Origin of the sequence: Kitasatospora sp. GAS204B (genome assembly GCF_029892155.1) — a bacterium.
In the GTDB taxonomy this organism is placed as follows: domain Bacteria; phylum Actinomycetota; class Actinomycetes; order Streptomycetales; family Streptomycetaceae; genus Kitasatospora.
The window spans coordinates 46,149-63,471 of sequence record NZ_JARZAG010000016.1 but is presented as its reverse complement, the minus strand read 5'-3'; the positions used below and the strand labels follow the sequence as shown (position 1 = coordinate 63,471).

13 protein-coding genes and 2 pseudogenes are annotated in these 17,323 nt (G+C 73.1%); 10 read left to right on the top strand and 5 right to left on the bottom strand.

All coding sequences use genetic code 11. The annotated features are described in order from the left end of the window. The first annotated feature begins 80 nt into the window (after window positions 1-80). The 7 genes and pseudogenes from P3T41_RS21975 to pyrE all read left to right on the top strand — a co-directional run bounded on the left by P3T41_RS21975 (window position 81) and on the right by pyrE (window position 7,835). A complete protein-coding gene (locus P3T41_RS21975) occupies window positions 81-1,325 on the top strand; it encodes an Ig-like domain-containing protein (protein WP_280691700.1) in 1,245 nt (414 codons plus the stop codon). Window positions 1,326-1,482: 157 nt separating this feature from the next. Continuing rightward, on the top strand, window positions 1,483-2,811 hold the full coding sequence (locus tag P3T41_RS21970) for an MFS transporter (RefSeq protein WP_280691699.1): 1,329 nt from the start codon (window positions 1,483-1,485) through the stop codon (window positions 2,809-2,811). A gap of 414 nt (window positions 2,812-3,225) precedes the next feature. Further along, a pseudogene (locus P3T41_RS21965) lies at window positions 3,226-3,342 on the top strand (DUF2617 family protein); the annotation flags it as partial. 204 nt (window positions 3,343-3,546) lie between these two features. Continuing rightward, a pseudogene (locus P3T41_RS21960) lies at window positions 3,547-3,993 on the top strand (DUF2617 family protein); the annotation flags it as partial. Window positions 3,994-4,130: 137 nt separating this feature from the next. Continuing rightward, the gene (locus P3T41_RS21955) at window positions 4,131-6,125 is read left to right on the top strand and encodes a spermidine synthase (protein ID WP_348533680.1); all 1,995 of its coding nucleotides are present in this window, start codon (window positions 4,131-4,133) and stop codon (window positions 6,123-6,125) included. Between the two features lie 100 nt (window positions 6,126-6,225). Continuing rightward, window positions 6,226-7,245, top strand: a complete 1,020-nt coding sequence (locus P3T41_RS21950; protein ID WP_280691698.1) for a hypothetical protein — start codon at window positions 6,226-6,228, stop codon at window positions 7,243-7,245. A gap of 26 nt (window positions 7,246-7,271) precedes the next feature. Further along, window positions 7,272-7,835 carry an orotate phosphoribosyltransferase gene (pyrE, locus tag P3T41_RS21945; RefSeq protein WP_280691697.1) on the top strand — a complete coding sequence of 188 codons (564 nt, stop codon included), beginning with the start codon at window positions 7,272-7,274 and terminating at the stop codon, window positions 7,833-7,835. Window positions 7,836-7,949: 114 nt separating this feature from the next. On the opposite strand, the gene P3T41_RS21940 is transcribed toward pyrE, so the two are convergent. Continuing rightward, window positions 7,950-8,687 (bottom strand): VTT domain-containing protein, encoded by a 738-nt coding sequence (locus P3T41_RS21940; protein ID WP_280691696.1) that lies wholly within the window; start codon window positions 8,685-8,687, stop codon window positions 7,950-7,952. A 327-nt stretch (window positions 8,688-9,014) separates the two neighbouring features. Here P3T41_RS21940 and fbaA point away from each other — a divergent pair, with 327 nt between their 5' ends. The 3 genes from fbaA to P3T41_RS21925 all read left to right on the top strand — a co-directional run bounded on the left by fbaA (window position 9,015) and on the right by P3T41_RS21925 (window position 13,085). After that, on the top strand, window positions 9,015-10,037 hold the full coding sequence (gene fbaA, locus P3T41_RS21935; RefSeq protein WP_280691695.1) for a class II fructose-bisphosphate aldolase: 1,023 nt from the start codon (window positions 9,015-9,017) through the stop codon (window positions 10,035-10,037). Window positions 10,038-10,266: 229 nt separating this feature from the next. Beyond that, on the top strand, window positions 10,267-12,573 hold the full coding sequence (locus P3T41_RS21930) for a glycosyltransferase family 39 protein (RefSeq protein ID WP_280691694.1): 2,307 nt from the start codon (window positions 10,267-10,269) through the stop codon (window positions 12,571-12,573). Between the two features lie 92 nt (window positions 12,574-12,665). Then, window positions 12,666-13,085, top strand: coding sequence for a DUF3151 domain-containing protein (locus tag P3T41_RS21925; RefSeq protein ID WP_280691693.1), 420 nt, complete (start codon window positions 12,666-12,668; stop codon window positions 13,083-13,085). Window positions 13,086-13,163: 78 nt separating this feature from the next. Here the strand turns inward: P3T41_RS21925 and P3T41_RS21920 are convergent, their stop codons facing one another. From P3T41_RS21920 to purS, 4 genes are all read right to left on the bottom strand, one after another. Further along, the gene (locus P3T41_RS21920; protein ID WP_280691692.1) at window positions 13,164-14,003 is read right to left on the bottom strand and encodes a sterol carrier family protein; all 840 of its coding nucleotides are present in this window, start codon (window positions 14,001-14,003) and stop codon (window positions 13,164-13,166) included. A gap of 95 nt (window positions 14,004-14,098) precedes the next feature. Further along, window positions 14,099-16,354: a phosphoribosylformylglycinamidine synthase subunit PurL gene (gene purL, locus P3T41_RS21915; RefSeq protein ID WP_280691691.1), complete on the bottom strand. Its 2,256-nt coding sequence runs from the start codon at window positions 16,352-16,354 to the stop codon at window positions 14,099-14,101. Between the two features lies 1 nt (window position 16,355). Continuing rightward, window positions 16,356-17,054: a phosphoribosylformylglycinamidine synthase subunit PurQ gene (gene purQ, locus P3T41_RS21910; protein WP_280691690.1), complete on the bottom strand. Its 699-nt coding sequence runs from the start codon at window positions 17,052-17,054 to the stop codon at window positions 16,356-16,358. Beyond that, the gene (purS, locus tag P3T41_RS21905) at window positions 17,051-17,308 is read right to left on the bottom strand and encodes a phosphoribosylformylglycinamidine synthase subunit PurS (RefSeq protein ID WP_280691689.1); all 258 of its coding nucleotides are present in this window, start codon (window positions 17,306-17,308) and stop codon (window positions 17,051-17,053) included. Before purS ends, purQ begins: the two co-directional genes overlap by 4 nt. Window positions 17,309-17,323 lie beyond the last annotated feature (15 nt).

Here is a 17,323-nt window from a genome sequence, read left to right as displayed (position 1 = left end):
CGAATAGGGGGAAGGGGTCGAGCCGACCGTAGCCAGCGGACGGCTGTGCACAGAGCTGAGCAAGCAGGGGGAGACGCGCCATGCAGTCGATTCGAATACGTCCCATGGGTCGCCGGGCCGGGACGGCGCTGCTGCTGGGCGGGGTACTGCTGCTGGCGACCGCCTGCGGCAGCGGGAGCGGGAGCGGTGGGGGCAGCGCGAGCGGCAGCGGGGCCGGGCACCGGGCCGCACCGGCCGCGGTGACCGGGGGGCCGTCCAGCGCGCCGAAGACCTCGGCGGCGGTGGTCGAGGTGGAGCCGAAGGACGGCAGCCAGAACGTCGCACCGAGCGGGGCGTTGAAGGTCTCGGTGACCAGCGGCAAGCTGACCCAGGTGGCCGTGGCGGGGGCGGACGGCAAGCCGGTGGCCGGCGCGCTGGCCGCCGACGGGAGCAGCTGGGTGCCGTCGGGCGGGCTGGCCGTGGGGACGGCCTACACGGTGAACGCGCAGGCGGTGGACGCCAAGGGGGTGGCGACCAGCACCAGCAGCAGCTTCACCACGCTCAAGCCGGCCAGGACGGCGCGCACCATCGACAACATCACCACCAACGACAGCTACGGCGTCGGCATGATCATCCGGGTCGACTTCCAGCAGAAGGTCACCAACAAGGCGGCGGCCGAGCAGGCGATCACGGTGGAGGCCTCGGACGGCACCCAGGTCAAGGGCCACTGGCTCAACGAGGACAACTGGCTCGACCTGCGCCCGCAGACCTACTGGAAGCCGGGCACCAAGGTGACGATCCACTACCGCACCTCGAACGTGGAGCTCTCCCCCGGCGTCTACGGCAACTCCGACCGGGACGAGTCCTTCACCATCGGCCGCTCCAAGATCAGCACGGTGGACGCCAAGACCCACCAGATGTCCGTGGTCGAGGACGGCGCCGCGCCGCAGACCATCGCCGTCACCGCGGGCGCGGATGACAACCCGTCGTGGAACGGCACCATGGTGGTCTTCGAGAAGGACCGGATGGCGCACATGGTCTCGAGCACCACCACCATCAAGGGTCCGGGCTACGACGTCTACGAGCCGCACGCGCTGAAGATCACCGACTCCGGCTCCTACGTGCACGGCAACCCCAAGGCCGTCGAGTTCGCCGGGAAGGCGAACATCAGCCACGGCTGCATCGGCCTGCCGGACACCGACAGCGGCGACGACGGCTCGGTGGCGGGCAAGTTCTACGCCGACGCGCTGATCGGCGACGTGGTGATCGTCAAGAACTCGGTCGGCGGGCAGGTCCAGCCGGACAACGGCCTGGGCGGTTGGAACGTGTCCTGGGCCAACTGGTAGACCGCACAGGGGAGATCGGGCGGCACAGGCCGTCCCGTCGTGGCGCGGGCCCGACCCGCGCCACAACACGGGGTTGTCGCGAGGACATGGAACGGTTGTTTCCGCAGGCGCTGCCGAGCCCCGCAGGATGAACCTGGCCGCACATCGGGGAGGCACCGTGTCCATCGGCTCGCAACTGCCGCGCGCACTGGCCTTCTGGCTGCTCGCCGCCGTGCTGACGCTGCTGCTCGCCGCCTCCGCCGCCCCCTCCCCGCTCTACCTGGTCTACCAGCAGCGTTGGCACTTCTCGCCGCTCGACCTGACCTCGGTCTACGCGGCCAACTCGCTCGCGCTGCTGGTCACCCTGCTCTTCGTCGGCTCGCTCTCCGACCACCTGGGACGCCGTCCGGTGCTGCTGGCCGCCGTGGCCGTGGAACTCGTCTCGATGCTGGTCTTCGCCGAGGCGCGCGGGCTGGCCTGGCTGTTCGCCGCCCGGATCATCCAGGGCGTCGCCACCGGCGCGGCCACCGGGGCGTTGAGCGCCGGCCTGATCGACCTGCAGCCGCCCGGCAGCCGGCTCGGCGCGCTGCTGACCAACGTGGCCTCGGCCGGCGGCCTGGCCCTGGGCGCGCTGGGCTGCGGGCTGCTGGTCTCCTACGGCCCGGCGCCGACCCGGCTGGTGTACTGGCTGCTGGTCACCGCGCTGACGGCGGCGCTGCCGCTGCTCGCGATCGTGCCGGAGACGGTGCCGCGCGAGGCGATGGCGGCGGACGGCGGCTGGCGGCGCTCGCTGCGGCCCCGGGTGGGGGTGCCGGCGCCGGTGCGGGCCGCGTTCACCGCGCTGCTGCCCTCGATCACGGCGACCTGGGCGCTGGCGGGGCTCTACCTCTCGCTGGGCGGCTCGCTGGTCCACTCGGTGCTGGGGCTGAACAGCCAACTGGCCGGCGCCCTGGTGATCGTGGCGCTGCAGGGCAGTTCGGCGGTGACGGCGGTGCTGGCCAGGGACTGGACGGTGCGGCGCTCGCTGCTGGCCGGCCCGGTGCTGCTGATCGCCGGTGTGGGGCTGGCCCTGATCGCCCTGCGCACCGGCTCGGTCTGGCTCTTCTTCACGGCCAGCGCGGTGGCGGGGGTCGGGTTCGGGCCGTCCTTCTCGGGCGCGCTGCGCACCCTGGTCTCGCTCGCCCCGGCCGACCGGCGGGCCGAAGTGGTCACCGCCGTCTACGTGTTGTCCTACCTCGCGCTGAGCCTGCCGGCGGTGGCGGCCGGGCTCGCGGTCTCGCACATCGGGCTGACCGGCACCGCGACGATCTACGGGGTGGCGGTCTGCGTGCTGGAGGCGGTGGCGCTGGCCGGCTCGCTGCTGCGGCGCGAGCCGGTGGCCGCCCCCGCCCCCGCCCACGCCCTCACTCACGCCCCTGTGCCTGCGCGCGCCCCGCACGGGCTGCCGATCGGCGGCCCGGGCTCGGTCGCGCCCTGCCCGCGCGCGGCCGCCGCGCAGGCCAGCTGAGCCGAACCAGCGGAGCCAGGCCGGCCGAACCCGGCTCGGGCAGCATTGCGCGCCCCCACCGCCCGCGCGCAGCGCCCCCGGCGCGCCCTGCTCACCACGCGCACGCGGAGCCCAGCGCGCAACCCGAGCATGGGGCGCGCACTCCGGTCTGAACGGCGCGTACCGAGCAATCTCGTTCACCGGGCCGGTCACACCCGGCCAGGCACTACGCCCAGAACGGTGAATGTGCAACAAGAATGGGTAAATCCCTGACGGACCCGGAGAATTCGTGCTTCTCTGCTGCTGAATCTCCAGCCGGAATCCTTCCTTCCACGGTCGGCCGCGTCCTGGACCGCACAGCCACGAACCACCTCGCCTTCGGCCGAGTCGGGCGCTGCACGGGGGGCGCGTACGGAGCTGAAATGCGGAGCCAGCATGCTCACCACACTGCAGACCTCCTATACCGACACCCGCGCCGGTGACCTGGCCTGGTGTCTCGGCGGCGGACCGCTGCCCGCGCTCGCGGTGCGCGATCTGCCGCTGCCCGGTCCGGACGCCCTGACCGGCGTGCCAGGGCCGCTCGGCACGGCCCGCCTGGACGGCTCGAACGGGCGCCGCGCGACGGCGGACAGCGGCGCGACGGGCGGCGCCACGAGCAGCAGAGCGGGCCGCAGAGCGGCCGCGACCGGCGGCCGCGCGGGCGGCGAGGCAGCCGGCAGCGCGGGCAACGGCGACGGCGGCTGCGCGGCGGGCACCGTGCAGTTGCGCCTGCTGGGCGCCTCGCACCAGGTGGTGATCGCGGCCGGGCCCGGCGAGTGCCTGGAGACGGTGGCCTGCATGCCCGGCCGGCGCACTCCGCTGCCGGCCCGGGTGGCCGAGCAAGTCGCCGGGTGGGAGTACGAGTTCGCGGCCCGGATCGAGTCGCTGCCGCCGCACGTCTTCGCCGCCCGGGCACAGGAGATCCTGGCCCTGGTGGACGAGCACCCGCGCGGCCTGGCCGGGGTCTTCCCCGGCGACCCGAGCGCCTTCACCGCCCTGGTCGCGCAGGGCAGCGCGGAGCGGGTGCTCTGGCGGACCTGGCACGCCTACCCGCAGGAGGGCCGACTGGTCTGCACCCGCTCCTCGCTGGTGCTGCGCGGACTGGTCGCGGTCGGCCCACCGCGGCCGGGCGCGCGCTGTGCACTGGCCAGGCCCGGCCTCTGACGGCGGATCGTCCTGGCCGCGGAGCGAACTGACGATTGCTCACTTCCGAACATCGTGACGATTCGTCAAGCCGAACCAGCGAGCTATCCCTCGAACGAGTGCGACTATTCGCGGCAGGGGTCGCCTAGCGTTTCTCCGTGATCAACCAGCCGGCGGACCCGCCCACCCAGCCCGGCCTCGACCGCGTCGGACCCACCCAGCCCGCGCGGCCACGGACCGTCCGAGTCAGGGCCCGTACCCATGGTCGGGCCCGGTCCCGCCGCCAGGCCGAGCGCCGCACCGAGACCCCGCCGGGGCCGGTGCGGCACCCCGGTCCCCGGGTCCACCTACGGCTGCGCGGCGGACGCACTCCGCAGGACGGCCGGGCCGGGGCGGGCAGCGCCGGTCCGATCGGCGCCCCCGGCCGAACGGACGATCCGGCTCCCCCGGACGGCCGCAGCCGAACGGGTGTCCTTGCCCGGACGGGGGAGCGCGGTCGACCGGACCCACGCGGGGAGCAGGACCCGCGCGCCCGAACCAGCGACCGAATCACCGCACGCACCACCGCCGGCACCACGTCCAGCACCCACACCAGCACCCGCAGCACCGCCTGCCGGCGGCCTCGTGCGACCCGCCTGCTGGTGCTGCTGGCCGCGTTCGTCTGTGCGGCCTGCGGGCTGGTGTACGAGCTGGAGCTGGTCGCGCTCGGCGGCTACCTGCTCGGCGACTCGGTCACCCAGACCTCCGTCGTGCTCTCCGTGATGGTCTTCGCCATGGGCGTCGGCTCACTGATCGCCAAGCACTTCACCCACCGCCCGGCCACCTCCTTCGCGCTGGTCGAATGCGCGCTCGCGCTGATCGGCGGGCTCTCCGTGCTCGTCCTCTACAGCTGCTGGGCCTGGCTCGGCCGCTACCAGCTCGCCATGGTCGGCCTGACCTGCGCGATCGGGGTGCTGATCGGCGCCGAGATCCCGCTGCTGCTCACCCTGCTGCAGCGGATCCGCCGGGAGGAGGCGGGCCGGGCCGCCGCCGACCTGTTCGCCGCCGACTACGTGGGCGCGCTGATCGGCGGCCTCGCCTTCCCGTTCGTGCTGCTGCCGCTGCTCGGCCAGGCCACCGGCGCGCTGCTGACCGGCGCCGTCAACGCGGTGGCCGGCGCGGCGGTGGTGCTCTGGCTGTTCCGCGACGAGCCCAGCCGTCGGGTCAGGCCGCTGCTCTGGACCGGGTGCGGCACGGTGCTGGCCGCCCTCGCCCTGGCCGGCGCCTGCACCGGCGCGATCGAACGCGCCGCCCGGCACGCGCTCTACGGCGGCCCACCCCGCCAGGCGGTACAGAGCCGCTACGGCGAACTGGTGCTGACCGGCCCGGCCCGGGTCCCGGCCCAGGGCAGCACGTGGGACCAACCACTGCGGCTCTACCAGGCCGGCCACCTCGCCGTCTGCGGCCGGGACGAATACCGCTACCACGAGGCGCTGGTGCACCCCGCGCTGGCGGGCGCCGGCGACGGCCGGGTGCTGCTGCTCGGCGGCGGCGACGGCCTCGCGCTGCGCGAGGTGCTGCGCCACCAAGGGGTGCGCGAGGTGCTGGTGGTCACCCTCGACCCGGCGCTGCCGACCCTGGCCCGGGCGGACCCGGCGCTGGCCGCGCTCGGCGAGCACTCCTTCGCCGACCCCCGGGTGCGGCTGATCACCGCCGACCCGCTGTCCTGGCTGCGCACGGACGGCGACGTCGAGCGCTTCGACGCGGTGCTGGCCGACCTGCCGGCACCGGAGCGGGCGGCCCGCAGCGAGTACCACGCGGCCGAGTTCTACCAGTTGGCCGCCGCGCGGCTGACCCCCGGCGGACGGCTCGCGGTGCCCGCACCCACCGGGCCCGGCCTGTGGACGGCGGAGGCGGGCCTGCGCGCGGCCGGCCTGTGGACGGTGCCCTTCCCGGTGCCCGGACACGGCCCGGCCTGCGACCCGTCCGGCAGCGGTGACCGGACGGCGGTGCTGCTCGCCGCCCACGACCGGCAGCCGAGCCTGTCGCTGGCCGCCGACGCGCCGCCCCCGCGCTCGCTCACCACCGACCAACTCGCCACGGCCGCCGCCGCGCTGGCCGCCGACCGCCCCACCCCGCTGCCCCCGGCGAGCACCCTGATGCACCCGCGCTGACCCGGCTCGACCAGCGCCGGTGTCGCCGGGTACCCCCGTCCGTACCCCAACCCGGTGCCGTGCCCGCCACCTCCCGGAACAGATCGGTAGGCTCACAGGCATGGAGCATGAGGTTGTCATCCAGCTGCCGGCCGAACTCGTCCAGCCCGCCCTCGCGGACGCCACGCTGCTCGCGCGCTGCGTCCCCGGCCTGAGCACCGATGCCTCCGACGCAGCCGAGCGGCGCACCGCTGCCAAGCGTTCCGCCGCCAGCGGCCCCGAGGAGATCAACGGTCGTCTCCGGGTGCGGATCGGCGGCTCCACCATCACCTATCGCGGCGTGGTCTCGCTGATCCGCAGCGGCGGCACCGGTGTGCTCACCGCCTTCGCCGAGGGCCAGGAGGTCCGTGGCGAAGGCGAGGTGGTGGCCACCCTGCGGCTGCGCGTGGAGCCGCCCGCCACCGACGGCGCGAGCAGCACCGTGCTGAGGTTCAGTGGCGACCTCACCCCGGGCGGGCGGCTCGCCGAGTTCGACGGCGAGGCGCTCGCGGTCGCCGGTCGTCGGCTGCTGGATCGTTTCGCCCACGCGCTCACCGCCGAGCTCAAGGGCGCCCCCACCCTCACCGTGGTCCCGGACGACCGGGACGAGGACGAGTCGCGCGAGGAGGACGGCGACCAACTCCCCGACGACCTCTTCGCGGACGACCTCTCCGACCTGATCGCCTTCTCGCCGGAGACCCCCGCCGAGCCGGATGCCGGCAACGGCGAGGCCCCGGAGAGCGAGGGCACCTCCGAGCCGGTCGAGCCGGCTGCCCGGATGGACCTCCCCTACGGCTACCCGCGCGCCGTCGAGGAGCCGTTCTCCCCCGACGACCCGCTGGGCGGCCCGGTCCGCCGCAGCATCGTCGGTCGCTCGGCCGAGGAGGTCGACCACGCCCCGCCGCGCGGCCGCTACGCCCCGGCGCTGCCGGCCCGCAGCGCCCGGGCCCGGGCCGCCAGCCGCTGGTACGGCGACCAGCAGAGCACCGCGCCGGTGGCCACCCGGCTGCCGGGACGGATCAGCGCACCCTGGGTGATCGGTGGCGGCGTCGCCCTGCTCGGCGGTGCCGTCATCGTGGCCCGCGCCCTGCGCAGGCGCTGATCAGCGGCCACTTAGACTGACTGTCCATGAGCAACGAGCCGACCAACGCCCCGAGCACCGACCGCGACGCCCTGCTGGCCCAGATCAAGACCAAGGCCGTGGTGCACGGCAAGGTCATCCTCTCCTCCGGCCGTGAGGCCGACTACTACGTGGACCTGCGCCGGATCACCCTGGACGCGCAGGCCGCCCCGCTGGTCGGCCGGGTCCTGCTGGACGCCACCGCCGACCTGGCGTACGACGCGGTCGGCGGCCTGACGCTGGGCGCCGACCCGGTCGCCGCCGCGATGCTGCACGCCGCCGCCGCGCGCGGTCGCGAGCTGGACGCCTTCGTGGTCCGCAAGGCCGGCAAGGCGCACGGCCTGCAGCGCCGGATCGAGGGCCCGGACGTCAAGGGCCGCCGGGTGCTGGCCGTCGAGGACACCTCCACCACCGGCGGCTCGGTGCTGACCGCCGTCGAGGCGCTGCGCGAGGCGGGCGCCGAGGTGGTCGGCGTCGCGGTGATCGTCGAGCGTGGCGCCGCACCGGCGATCGAGGCCACCGGGCTGCCGTACTACACGGTCTTCACCGCCCAGGACCTCGACCTCGCCTGAGCCGTCGAGCCCCGCACAACGGCCGGGGGCCGCACGGTTTCACGTGAAACCGTGCGGCCCCCGGCCGTTGGTCCTGCGCCGTCGGTCCTGCGCCGTTGGTACTGAGCAGCCCGGTCAGCCCCGGCGGTGCCGCCCGCCGGCCTGCAACGCGTCGGCGGCCTCGGCCTCGGCCTCGGTGGCGTAGGCCGCGCCGCCCGCCTTGCGCTTCTTGCGCTCCCGCACCACCTCGACCAGGATCGGCGAGATCGACAGCAGGATGATCAGGGCCATCGCCGGGATCAGGTACTTGTCGATCACCGGAGCCATCGAGTCACCGAAGAAGTAGCCGATGCAGAGCATGGCCTCGGTCCAGATGACGCCGCCGATCGCGTTCCAGACGAAGAACTTGCGGGCCGGCATCTCCAACGTGCCGGCCACCGGGTTGAGGAAGGTCCGCACGATCGGGATGAAGCGGGCGATCACCACGGCCTTCTCCGGCCCGAACTTGTCGAAGTACTCCTCGGCCTTCTGCACGTACTCGCGCTTGAAGATCCGCGAGTCCGGCTTGTCGAAGAGCCTGCCGCCCACCTTCGCCCCGAGCAGGTGCCCGAGCTGCGCGCCCGCGATCGCGCAGAGCGGCGCGCCGATCAGCAGGGCGGCGATCGGCATCTGCACGCCGGGCCCGAAGGCCTTGGCGGCGGCCGAGGAGGCGGCCACGCCGCCCAGGATCAGCAGCGAGTCGCCCGGCAGGAAGAAGCCGATCAGCAGGCCGGTCTCGGCGAAGATGATCGCCAGCAGGCCGACCGTCCCGACCGAGCTGATCAGCGACTTGGCATCGAGGAGATTGACCGCTAGGTCGGTAGTGGTAGTCACGGGCGCAGAATAGCGCGGTCGGGTGTCCTGGACGGCAGAGCCTCGCACGGCGGACCGGTCCGCCGGCACCCGGCGTCGGGGCCCGGCGGGCCGCCACGGCGGGCCCACGGGCGGTCCCGCGGACGGTCCCGCGGACAGTTACAGTCGACTGCCGATCGCCCGGAATACCGCCCCCGACCTGCCCGAACGTTACCTTTCGTCCGCAAAGGTCCGGCCTTCTGTCCCGTGTGGCGAGCGGCATGATGAAGCCGACGGACGAGTCTGGGAGGATGTCACCGGCGTCCGGGCCGCGGCGCACAACATTCCCCCCGACAGGAGCGTTTTCGCATGCCTATCGCAACCCCCGAGGCCTACAACGAGATGCTCGACCGGGCCAAGGCAGGCAAGTTCGCCTACCCGGCCATCAACGTCACCTCGTCGCAGACCCTGCACGCGGCGCTGCGCGGCTTCGCCGAGGCGGAGAGCGACGGCATCATCCAGATCTCCACCGGTGGCGCCGAGTTCCTGGGCGGCCAGCACAACAAGGACATGGTGACCGGCGCCGTCGCGCTGGCCGAGTTCGCCCACATCGTGGCCGCGAAGTACGACGTCACCATCGCGCTGCACACCGACCACTGCCCCAAGGACAAGCTGGACGGCTACGTCCGCCCGCTGCTCGCGGTCTCCGCCGAGCGCGTGGCCAACGGCCGGAACCCGCTCTTCCAGTCGCACATGTGGGACGGCTCGGCCGAGACCCTGGCCGACAACCTGGCCATCGCCGAGGAGCTGCTGGCCCAGGCCCGCGCCGCCAAGATCATCCTCGAGGTCGAGATCACCCCGACCGGCGGTGAGGAGGACGGCGTCTCGCACGAGATCAACGACAACCTCTACACCTCGGTCAACGACGTGGTGCGCACCGCCGAGGCGCTGGGCCTGGGCGAGAAGGGCCGCTACCTGCTGGCCGCCTCCTTCGGCAACGTGCACGGCGTCTACAAGCCGGGCAACGTCGTGCTCCGCCCCGAGCTGCTGCGCGACCTGCAGGACGCGATCGGCGCCCAGTCGGGCAAGAAGGACCCGTTCGACTTCGTCTTCCACGGCGGCTCGGGCTCCTCGGCCGAGGAGATCGCCACCGCGCTGGAGAACGGCGTGGTCAAGATGAACCTGGACACCGACACCCAGTACGCCTTCACCCGCCCGGTCGTGGACCACATGTTCCGCAACTACGACGGCGTGCTGAAGGTCGACGGCGAGGTCGGCAAGAAGAACACCTACGACCCGCGCACCTGGGGCAAGCTGGCCGAGGCCGGCATGGCCGCCCGCGTGGTCGAGGCCACCAAGGCGCTGCGCTCGGCGGGCACCCGCCTGAAGTAGGCACCAGCGGTCAACGCACGAGCCCCGGTCGGCACCAGTCGACCGGGGCTCGTGCGTGCCCGGGCCCGTTGCCGCTCCGGGCGAATCCTGAGAGCGGGCTGTAAATCTGCCCGGCGAGCTGGAAGTAAAGAAGCCGGACGGCAAAATCTTTCCCTGGTACCGGTATGGATTTCGCCGAAATGCCCTGTCTGTCAGGTTCTTCTCATGGACGCCACGAAGGCTGTCACTCATGGCTACCACCGTGCTACCGATCGCCCCTGAGCTGCCGGACAGCCCCTGGCCGATCCGCCGCGCCCCGTGGCGCTCGCCCGAAGGGCAGCCGGCCTACGCCAGGCCCGCCCTGTTCGGCATCGCGATTCTCGCGGGGATCCTGTACTTCTGGGGGATCGGTCAGAGTACCTACCACACCTTCTACGCCGACGCCGTACGGAGCATGACGGAGAGTTGGAAGGCCTTCGTCTTCGGCTCGTACGATCCGGCCAACACCATCACCCTCGACAAACTGCCCGGCTTCCTCTGGCCACAGGCCCTCTCCGCGCGGCTCTTCGGCTTCCACCCCTGGGCGCTGACGCTGCCTCAGGCGATCGAGGGGGTGCTCTGCGTCCTGGTGCTGTACCGCGGCGTCCGCCGCTGGGCCGGCGCCAACGCCGCCCTGCTCGCAGCCGGCGCCTTCACCCTGACGCCGGTGCTGGCCGGCCTGTTCCGCACCGCGGTCGAGGACCCGCTCTTCACCCTGCTGCTCCTGCTGGCGGCCGACGCGACGATGCGCGCCGCGCAGAGCGCGAAGCCGCGCTCCCTGCTGCTGGCCGGCGTCTGGGTCGGCCTGGCCTTCCAGGCCAAGATGCTGGAGGCCTGGGCCGTGCTGCCCGCGCTCGGCCTGGTCTACCTGGTGGCCGCGCCGACCCGGCTGCGCCGGCGGCTGGGCCACGTCGCGCTGGCCGGTCTGGTCGCGGTGGCCGTCTCGGCCTCCTGGATACTGCTGGCCACGGTCACCCCGGCCAAGGACCGCCCGTACATCGACGGGACCACCGACAACTCGGCCTACAGCATGGTGGTCGGCTACAACTTCCTGAACCGCTTCACCTCGGTGGGCCTGAACGCCGGTGAGACCGGCAGCGTGACCTCGGGGCAGGGGCAGGGCGGCGTGATGGGCTTCGGTGGCGGCGGCCACGGCGGCGCGGGCGGCGGGGCCCAAGGTGGTGCCCAAGGTGGTGCCCAAGGCAGTGGTGCCCAGGGCGGTACCGGCAACCCCGCCCAGCAGGCTCGGCAGGGCGGCGGCCACCAAGGCGGCCAGGCCGGTCAAGGCGGTCAGGGCGGCCCGGGCGGCAGCGACGGCGGCTGGACCAAGATGTTCAGCTCCCAGTTCGCCCCGCAGACCGGCTGGCTCTACCCGCTCGCCGCGCTCTCGCTGCTCTGCGCGCTGGCCTGGCGCCGCCGCGAGCCGCGCACCGACCGGCTGCGCGCCGGCTACCTGCTCTGGGGCAGCTGGCTGGCCGTCTTCTTCCTGGTCTTCAGCGCGGGCAGCGTCGGCGGGCACAGCTACTACATGGGCGTGATCGCCACCCCGCTGGCCGCGCTGAGCGGCGCGGGCACGGTGCTGCTCTGGCAGGCCTTCCGGGCGGGCGGGCGCAAGGCCTGGGCCCTGCCCGTCGCGGTGGCCGGGACGGCCGGCTGGGCCGCCTACCTGGCCCACCTGTTCCCCACCTTCCTGCCCTGGCTGGCCCCGGCCACCCTCGGGGTCGGTGCGCTGGCGCTGGTGCTGCTCGGCCTGGCCCGCAGCACCCGGTTCGGTGAGCGCCGGATCGGCCGGCTGCGGCTGGCCACCGTGGGCCTGATCACCTCGCTCTTCGCGATGCTGCTGGCGCCCGGTGCCTGGGCCGCCTCGGTCCTGGACGCCAAGTACGGCAACTCCGGCATGGGCACGGTCGGCCCGCAGGCCGCCCGCGGCTTCGGACGGCCCGCCGCCGGCGGCGGCCACACCGGTGCGCGCGGCGGTGCGGGCGGCGGTGCCTGGGCCCAGGGCTCCTGGGGCGCGGGCCCCGGCGCCGGCGGCTTCGGCCGCGGGACCGGCGGTGCGGCGGGTGCCGGCAGCGCGCTGGCGGCCGCCTTCGGCCAGTCCGGCAGCACGCTGACCAAGGCGCAGCAGGACATCCTCGACTACACCCAGGCGCACGACGGCAACGCCCGCTACCTGTTCGCCGCCACCAGCTGGAGCGCCTCCTCCCCCTACATCCTGGCCACCGGCAAGGAGGTGCTGCCGATGGGCGGCTTCACCGGCAAGGTCCCCTCGCCGAGCCTGGCGCAGTTCCAGGGCATGGTCAGCAGCGGCCGGCTGAAGTACGTGCTGCTCGGTCCGACCGGCGGGTTCGGCGGCTTCGGCGGCGGTGGCGGGGGTGGCCGCAGCGGTGCGCAGTCCACGCCGACCACGGCCATCACCGACTGGGTGCGCAGCAGCTGCGCGCCGGTCGCGCCCGGTGACTACGGCCAGTCGGTGAGCAGCCCGAGCCTCCAGCTGCTCTACCAGTGCTCCGCCTGAACGAACCCCCGCTGAACACCCCGGGAGCGTCCGTGCGCGCAGTGTGCACGGGCGCTCCCGGCCGTTCAGCGGGGGCTGGCAGACTGGGAGGCATGACTGAACGGAAGAACTTGCTCTCGGGCCCGGAGCCGACGCTGCTCTCCGAGGAGGCCGAGCCGTACCGCCGGCTCGCCGAGGAGTCCGCTTCGCCCACCCAGCTCGCGGCGGACTACCCGTGGTTCTCCCTCGCCTGGGCCATGCTCGCCGATGACGCCTTCACCGAGGGCCGGGTGGTCGAGTCGTACGCCTACGCCCGCACCGGCTACCACCGCGGCCTGGACGCCCTGCGCCGGGCCGGCTGGAAGGGCCACGGCCCGGTCCCGTGGGAGCACCGCGCCAACCGCGGCTTCCTGCGCTGCCTGGCCGCCCTGGCCCGGGCCGCCGACGCGATCAAGGAGACCGAGGAGGCCGAGCGCTGCTGGAAGTTCCTGAAGGACAGCAGCGACGAGGCCTACACCGCGCTCAAGCAGTAGCTCCCGCCGCGAAGGGCACCCGCTCGCCGACCACCGGTCGGCGAGCGGGTGCCCTTCGCACGTCAGCCTGACCGACCGTCAGTTCATCACCGGGAGCAGCCCGCTCAGGTCGCTGCGCTCGCCGCTGGCGCTCACCCTGGCGGCGTCGACCGCCGCGGCCCAGTCCTGGCGCCCGGTGGCCAGCCGCAGCCAGGTGAGCGGGTCGGTCTCGACCACGTTCGGCGGGGTGCCCCGGGTGTGCCGCGGGCCGGGCACCGCCTGCACCACGGCGAACGGCGGGATCCGCAACTCGACAGCCCCACCGGGTTGTTGAGCGGCGAAGGAGTCGGCCAGCAGCCGGCAGACCGAGGCCAGCGCGAACCGGTCGTGCGGGAACTCGGGCAGCTCCAGCGCCGCCGCCAGGTCGTCGGCGTGCACCACCGCCTCGACCAGCCGGGTGACCAGCAGGTCGGCCAGCGACATCGAGCCCAGCCGGATCTCGAACCGCCGCTGCGGGTCCAGGACTTCGGGCCCGGCCAGCAGTGCGAGCAGGGCATCCGCCGCCGCGTCGAACTCCGCCGCCACCTCGGCCGGCGTACCGGCGAAGGCCTGCGCCGTGTGCGCCAGGGTGCCCGCGTCTAGCAGCTCGGCCAGCGAGCCCACCCCGGCCACCCAGGCGGTCAGCTCCAGCGGCGCCCGCCCCTCCGGGGGCTGGTCCAGCCGGCTTGGCGCCCAGGCCAGTTGGACCGCCAGGTGGGCCACCAGCTCGCGCACCCGCCAGTCGCCCAGCCGGGTCGGCAGCGCCAGCAGCCGCTCCGCCTGCGGGTCGGCGCAGAGCCGGTGCACGGCGGCCCGCAGCGCCTCGGTCTGCGCGCCCAGCGCGGCCCGGACCTTCGCCGGGTCGTAGTCACGCGCCTTGCGGGTCACCGTCTTCGCCATGCCGCCCAACCTACCCAGCGCTCCGAGTGAAGCGGAAACGGCCCGCTCCGCCAGGCGGGGAGCAGGCCGTTTCAGGCTGGTTCAGGCGGCGCGGCTCAGCCGAGCAGCGCCTCGATCACGCCGGTGTGCGCCTCGGTCAACTCGGCCAGCGAGACCGAGAACTGGCCCTGGACCTCCAGCGCGTCCCCGTCCACCACGCCGATCCGGGTGGCCGGCAGGCCCCGCGCACCGCACATGTCGGTGAACCGCAGCTCCTCGCTGCGCGGCACCGCGACGACCGCGCGGCCCGCGGACTCGGAGAAGAGGAAGACGAACGGGTCCAGCTCGGCGGGCACGATCACCCGGGCGCCCTGGCCGCCGCGCAGGCAGCTCTCCACCAGCGCCTGGGCCAGGCCGCCGTCGGACAGGTCGTGCGCCGCGTCGATCATGCCGTCGCGCGAGGCGGCGATCAGGATCTCGGCGAGCAGCCGCTCGCGCTCCAGGTCCACCTTCGGCGGCAGGCCGCCCAGGTGGTTGTGGACGACCTGGGTCCAGGCCGAGCCGCCCAGCTCGTCGGCGGTGTCGCCGAGCAGGAAGAGGTGCTGGCCCTCCTCGGCGAAGCCGATCGGGGTGCGCCGGGTGACGTCGTCGATGACGCCGAGCACCGCGACCACCGGGGTCGGGTGGATGGCGACCTCGCCGGTCTGGTTGTAGAGCGAGACGTTGCCACCGGTCACCGGGGTGCCCAGGATCTGGCAGGCGTCGGCCAGGCCGCGGGTGGCCTCGGCGAACTGCCACATCACGTCCGGGTCCTCGGGGGAGCCGAAGTTGAGGCAGTCGGAGACCGCCAGCGGCTTGGCGCCACCGGCCGCCACGTTGCGGTACGCCTCGGCCAGCGCCAACTGGGCGCCGGTGTACGGGTCCAGCTTGGCGAACCGGCCGTTGCCGTCGGTCGCCACCGAGACGCCGAGGTTGGTCTCCTCGTCGATCCGGATCATGCCGGAGTCCTCGGGGGTGGCCAGCACGGTGTTGCCGATCACGAACCGGTCGTACTGGTCGGTGATCCACGCCTTGGACGCCTGGTTCGGCGAGCCGGCCACGGCCAGCAGGGCCGCCTTCAGCTCCTCACCGTTCGCCGGACGGACGAGGCGAGAAGCCGTCGGCGCGTCCGCCTGCAGCGCGTCCTGCCAGGACGGGCGGGCGTACGGGCGCTGGTAGACCGGTCCGTCGTGCGCGACGGTGCGCGGCGGCACGTCCACCACCAGCTCGCCGTGCCAGAAGATCTCCAGCCGCTCGCCGTCGGTCACCTCACCGATCACGGTGGCGATGACGTCCCACTTCTCGCAGATCTCCAGGAAGCGCTCGACCTTGTCGGGCTCGACGATCGCGCACATCCGCTCCTGCGACTCGCTCATGAGGATCTCCTCCGGCGAGAGCGTGGCGTCGCGCAGCGGCACGGTGTCCAGCTCGATCCGCATGCCGCCGGAGCCGGCCGAGGCCAACTCCGAGGTGGCGCAGGAGAGTCCGGCGCCGCCGAGGTCCTGGATGCCGAGCACCAGCTGCTCCCGGAACACCTCCAGGGTGCACTCGATGAGCAGCTTCTCCTGGAACGGGTCGCCGACCTGGACGGCCGGACGCTTGGTCGGCTTCGAGTCGTCGAAGGTCTCCGAGGCCAGCACCGAGACGCCGCCGATGCCGTCGCCGCCGGTCCGGGCCCCGTACAGGATGACCTTGTTGCCGGCGCCGCTGGCCTTGGCGAGGTGGATGTCCTCGTGCTTCATCACGCCCACGCAGAGCGCGTTGACCAGCGGGTTGCCCTGGTAGCAGGGGTCGAAGACGACCTCGCCGCCGATGTTCGGCAGGCCCAGGCAGTTGCCGTAGCCGCCGATGCCCGCGACGATCCCGGGCAGCACCCGGCGGGTGTCGGGGTGGTCGGACGCGCCGAAGCGCAGCGGGTCCATCACCGCGACCGGGCGGGCGCCCATCGCCAGGATGTCGCGCACGATGCCGCCGATGCCGGTGGCCGCGCCCTGGTAGGGCTCGATGTAGGACGGGTGGTTGTGCGACTCCACCTTGAAGGTGACCGCGTAGCCCTGGCCGACGTCGACCACACCCGCGTTCTCGCCGATGCCGACCAGCATCGCGTCGGACTGCGGGGCCTTCTCGCCGAACTGCTTGAGGTGCACCTTGGAGCTCTTGTAGGAGCAGTGCTCCGACCACATCACCGAGTACATCGCGAGCTCGGCGCCGGTGGGGCGGCGGCCGAGGATCTCCCGGACCCGGGTGTACTCGTCTTCCTTCAGGCCGAGTTCGGCCCAGGGCTGGGCGGCGTCCGGAGTCTGCTCGGCGTTCTTGACAGTGTCGAGAGTCATCTCAGGAACTCACCAACTGCTTGAGGACGGACGTGAAGAAGCCCAGACCGTCGGTCCCGCCGGTGCCGACCAGCGGTTCGACGGCGTGCTCCGGGTGCGGCATCAGACCGACCACGTTGCCGGCCGCGTTGGTGATCCCGGCAATATCGTTGATCGAGCCGTTCGGGTTACCCACCTCGTTCGGGCCGCTGGCGAGGTAACGGAAAACCACCCGGCCCTCGGACTCCAGCTCGTCGATCGTGCGCGCGTCCGCCGTGTACCGGCCGTCCATGTTCTTCAACGGGACGGAAATCTCCTGGCCCGCCTGGTAATCCGTGGTCCAGGCCGTGGTGGCATTCTCCACCCGCAGCTTCTGGTCCCGGCAGATGAAGTGCAGGTGGTTGTTCCGCAGCATCGCGCCGGGCAGCAGGTGCGACTCGGTGAGCACCTGGAAGCCGTTGCAGATACCGAGGACCGGCATTCCGAGCTTCGCCTGCTCGATGATGGTGGCCATCACCGGCGAGAAGCGCGAGATCGCCCCGGCCCGCAGATAGTCGCCGTAGCTGAATCCGCCGGGCAGGACCACCGCGTCGACCTGGTGCAGGTCCTTGTCGCGGTGCCAGAGCGCGACCGGCTCGGCGCCGGCCAGCCGGATCGCGCGCTGCGCGTCCCGGTCGTCCAGCGAGCCGGGGAAGGTGACGACGCCGACCCGGCTGGTCACGAAGTCTCCTCGACGCGGACGGTGAAGTCCTCGATCACGGTGTTGGCCAGGAAGGTCTCGGCGGCCTCGCGGATCCGGGCGAGCGCGGCGTCGTCCACCGGGCCCTCCAGTTCCAGCTCGAAACGCTTGCCCTGGCGGACGTCGGCGATCCCGGTGAATCCGAGACGGGGCAGTGCGCGCTGCACCGCCTGTCCCTGGGGGTCGAGGATCTCCGGCTTGAGCATGACGTCGACTACGACGCGTGCCACTGGCACTCCCAAAGGTGTGGT

Coding starts and splice junctions, on each gene's coding strand:
- P3T41_RS21975 (WP_280691700.1), top strand. CDS start 81: ATGCAGTCGATTCGAATACGTCCCATGGGTCGCCGGGCCGGGACGGCG.
- P3T41_RS21950 (WP_280691698.1), top strand. CDS start 6,226: ATGGAGCATGAGGTTGTCATCCAGCTGCCGGCCGAACTCGTCCAGCCC.
- pyrE (WP_280691697.1), top strand. CDS start 7,272: ATGAGCAACGAGCCGACCAACGCCCCGAGCACCGACCGCGACGCCCTG.
- fbaA (WP_280691695.1), top strand. CDS start 9,015: ATGCCTATCGCAACCCCCGAGGCCTACAACGAGATGCTCGACCGGGCC.
- P3T41_RS21930 (WP_280691694.1), top strand. CDS start 10,267: ATGGCTACCACCGTGCTACCGATCGCCCCTGAGCTGCCGGACAGCCCC.
- P3T41_RS21925 (WP_280691693.1), top strand. CDS start 12,666: ATGACTGAACGGAAGAACTTGCTCTCGGGCCCGGAGCCGACGCTGCTC.
- P3T41_RS21920 (WP_280691692.1), bottom strand. CDS start 14,003: ATGGCGAAGACGGTGACCCGCAAGGCGCGTGACTACGACCCGGCGAAG.
- purL (WP_280691691.1), bottom strand. CDS start 16,354: ATGACTCTCGACACTGTCAAGAACGCCGAGCAGACTCCGGACGCCGCC.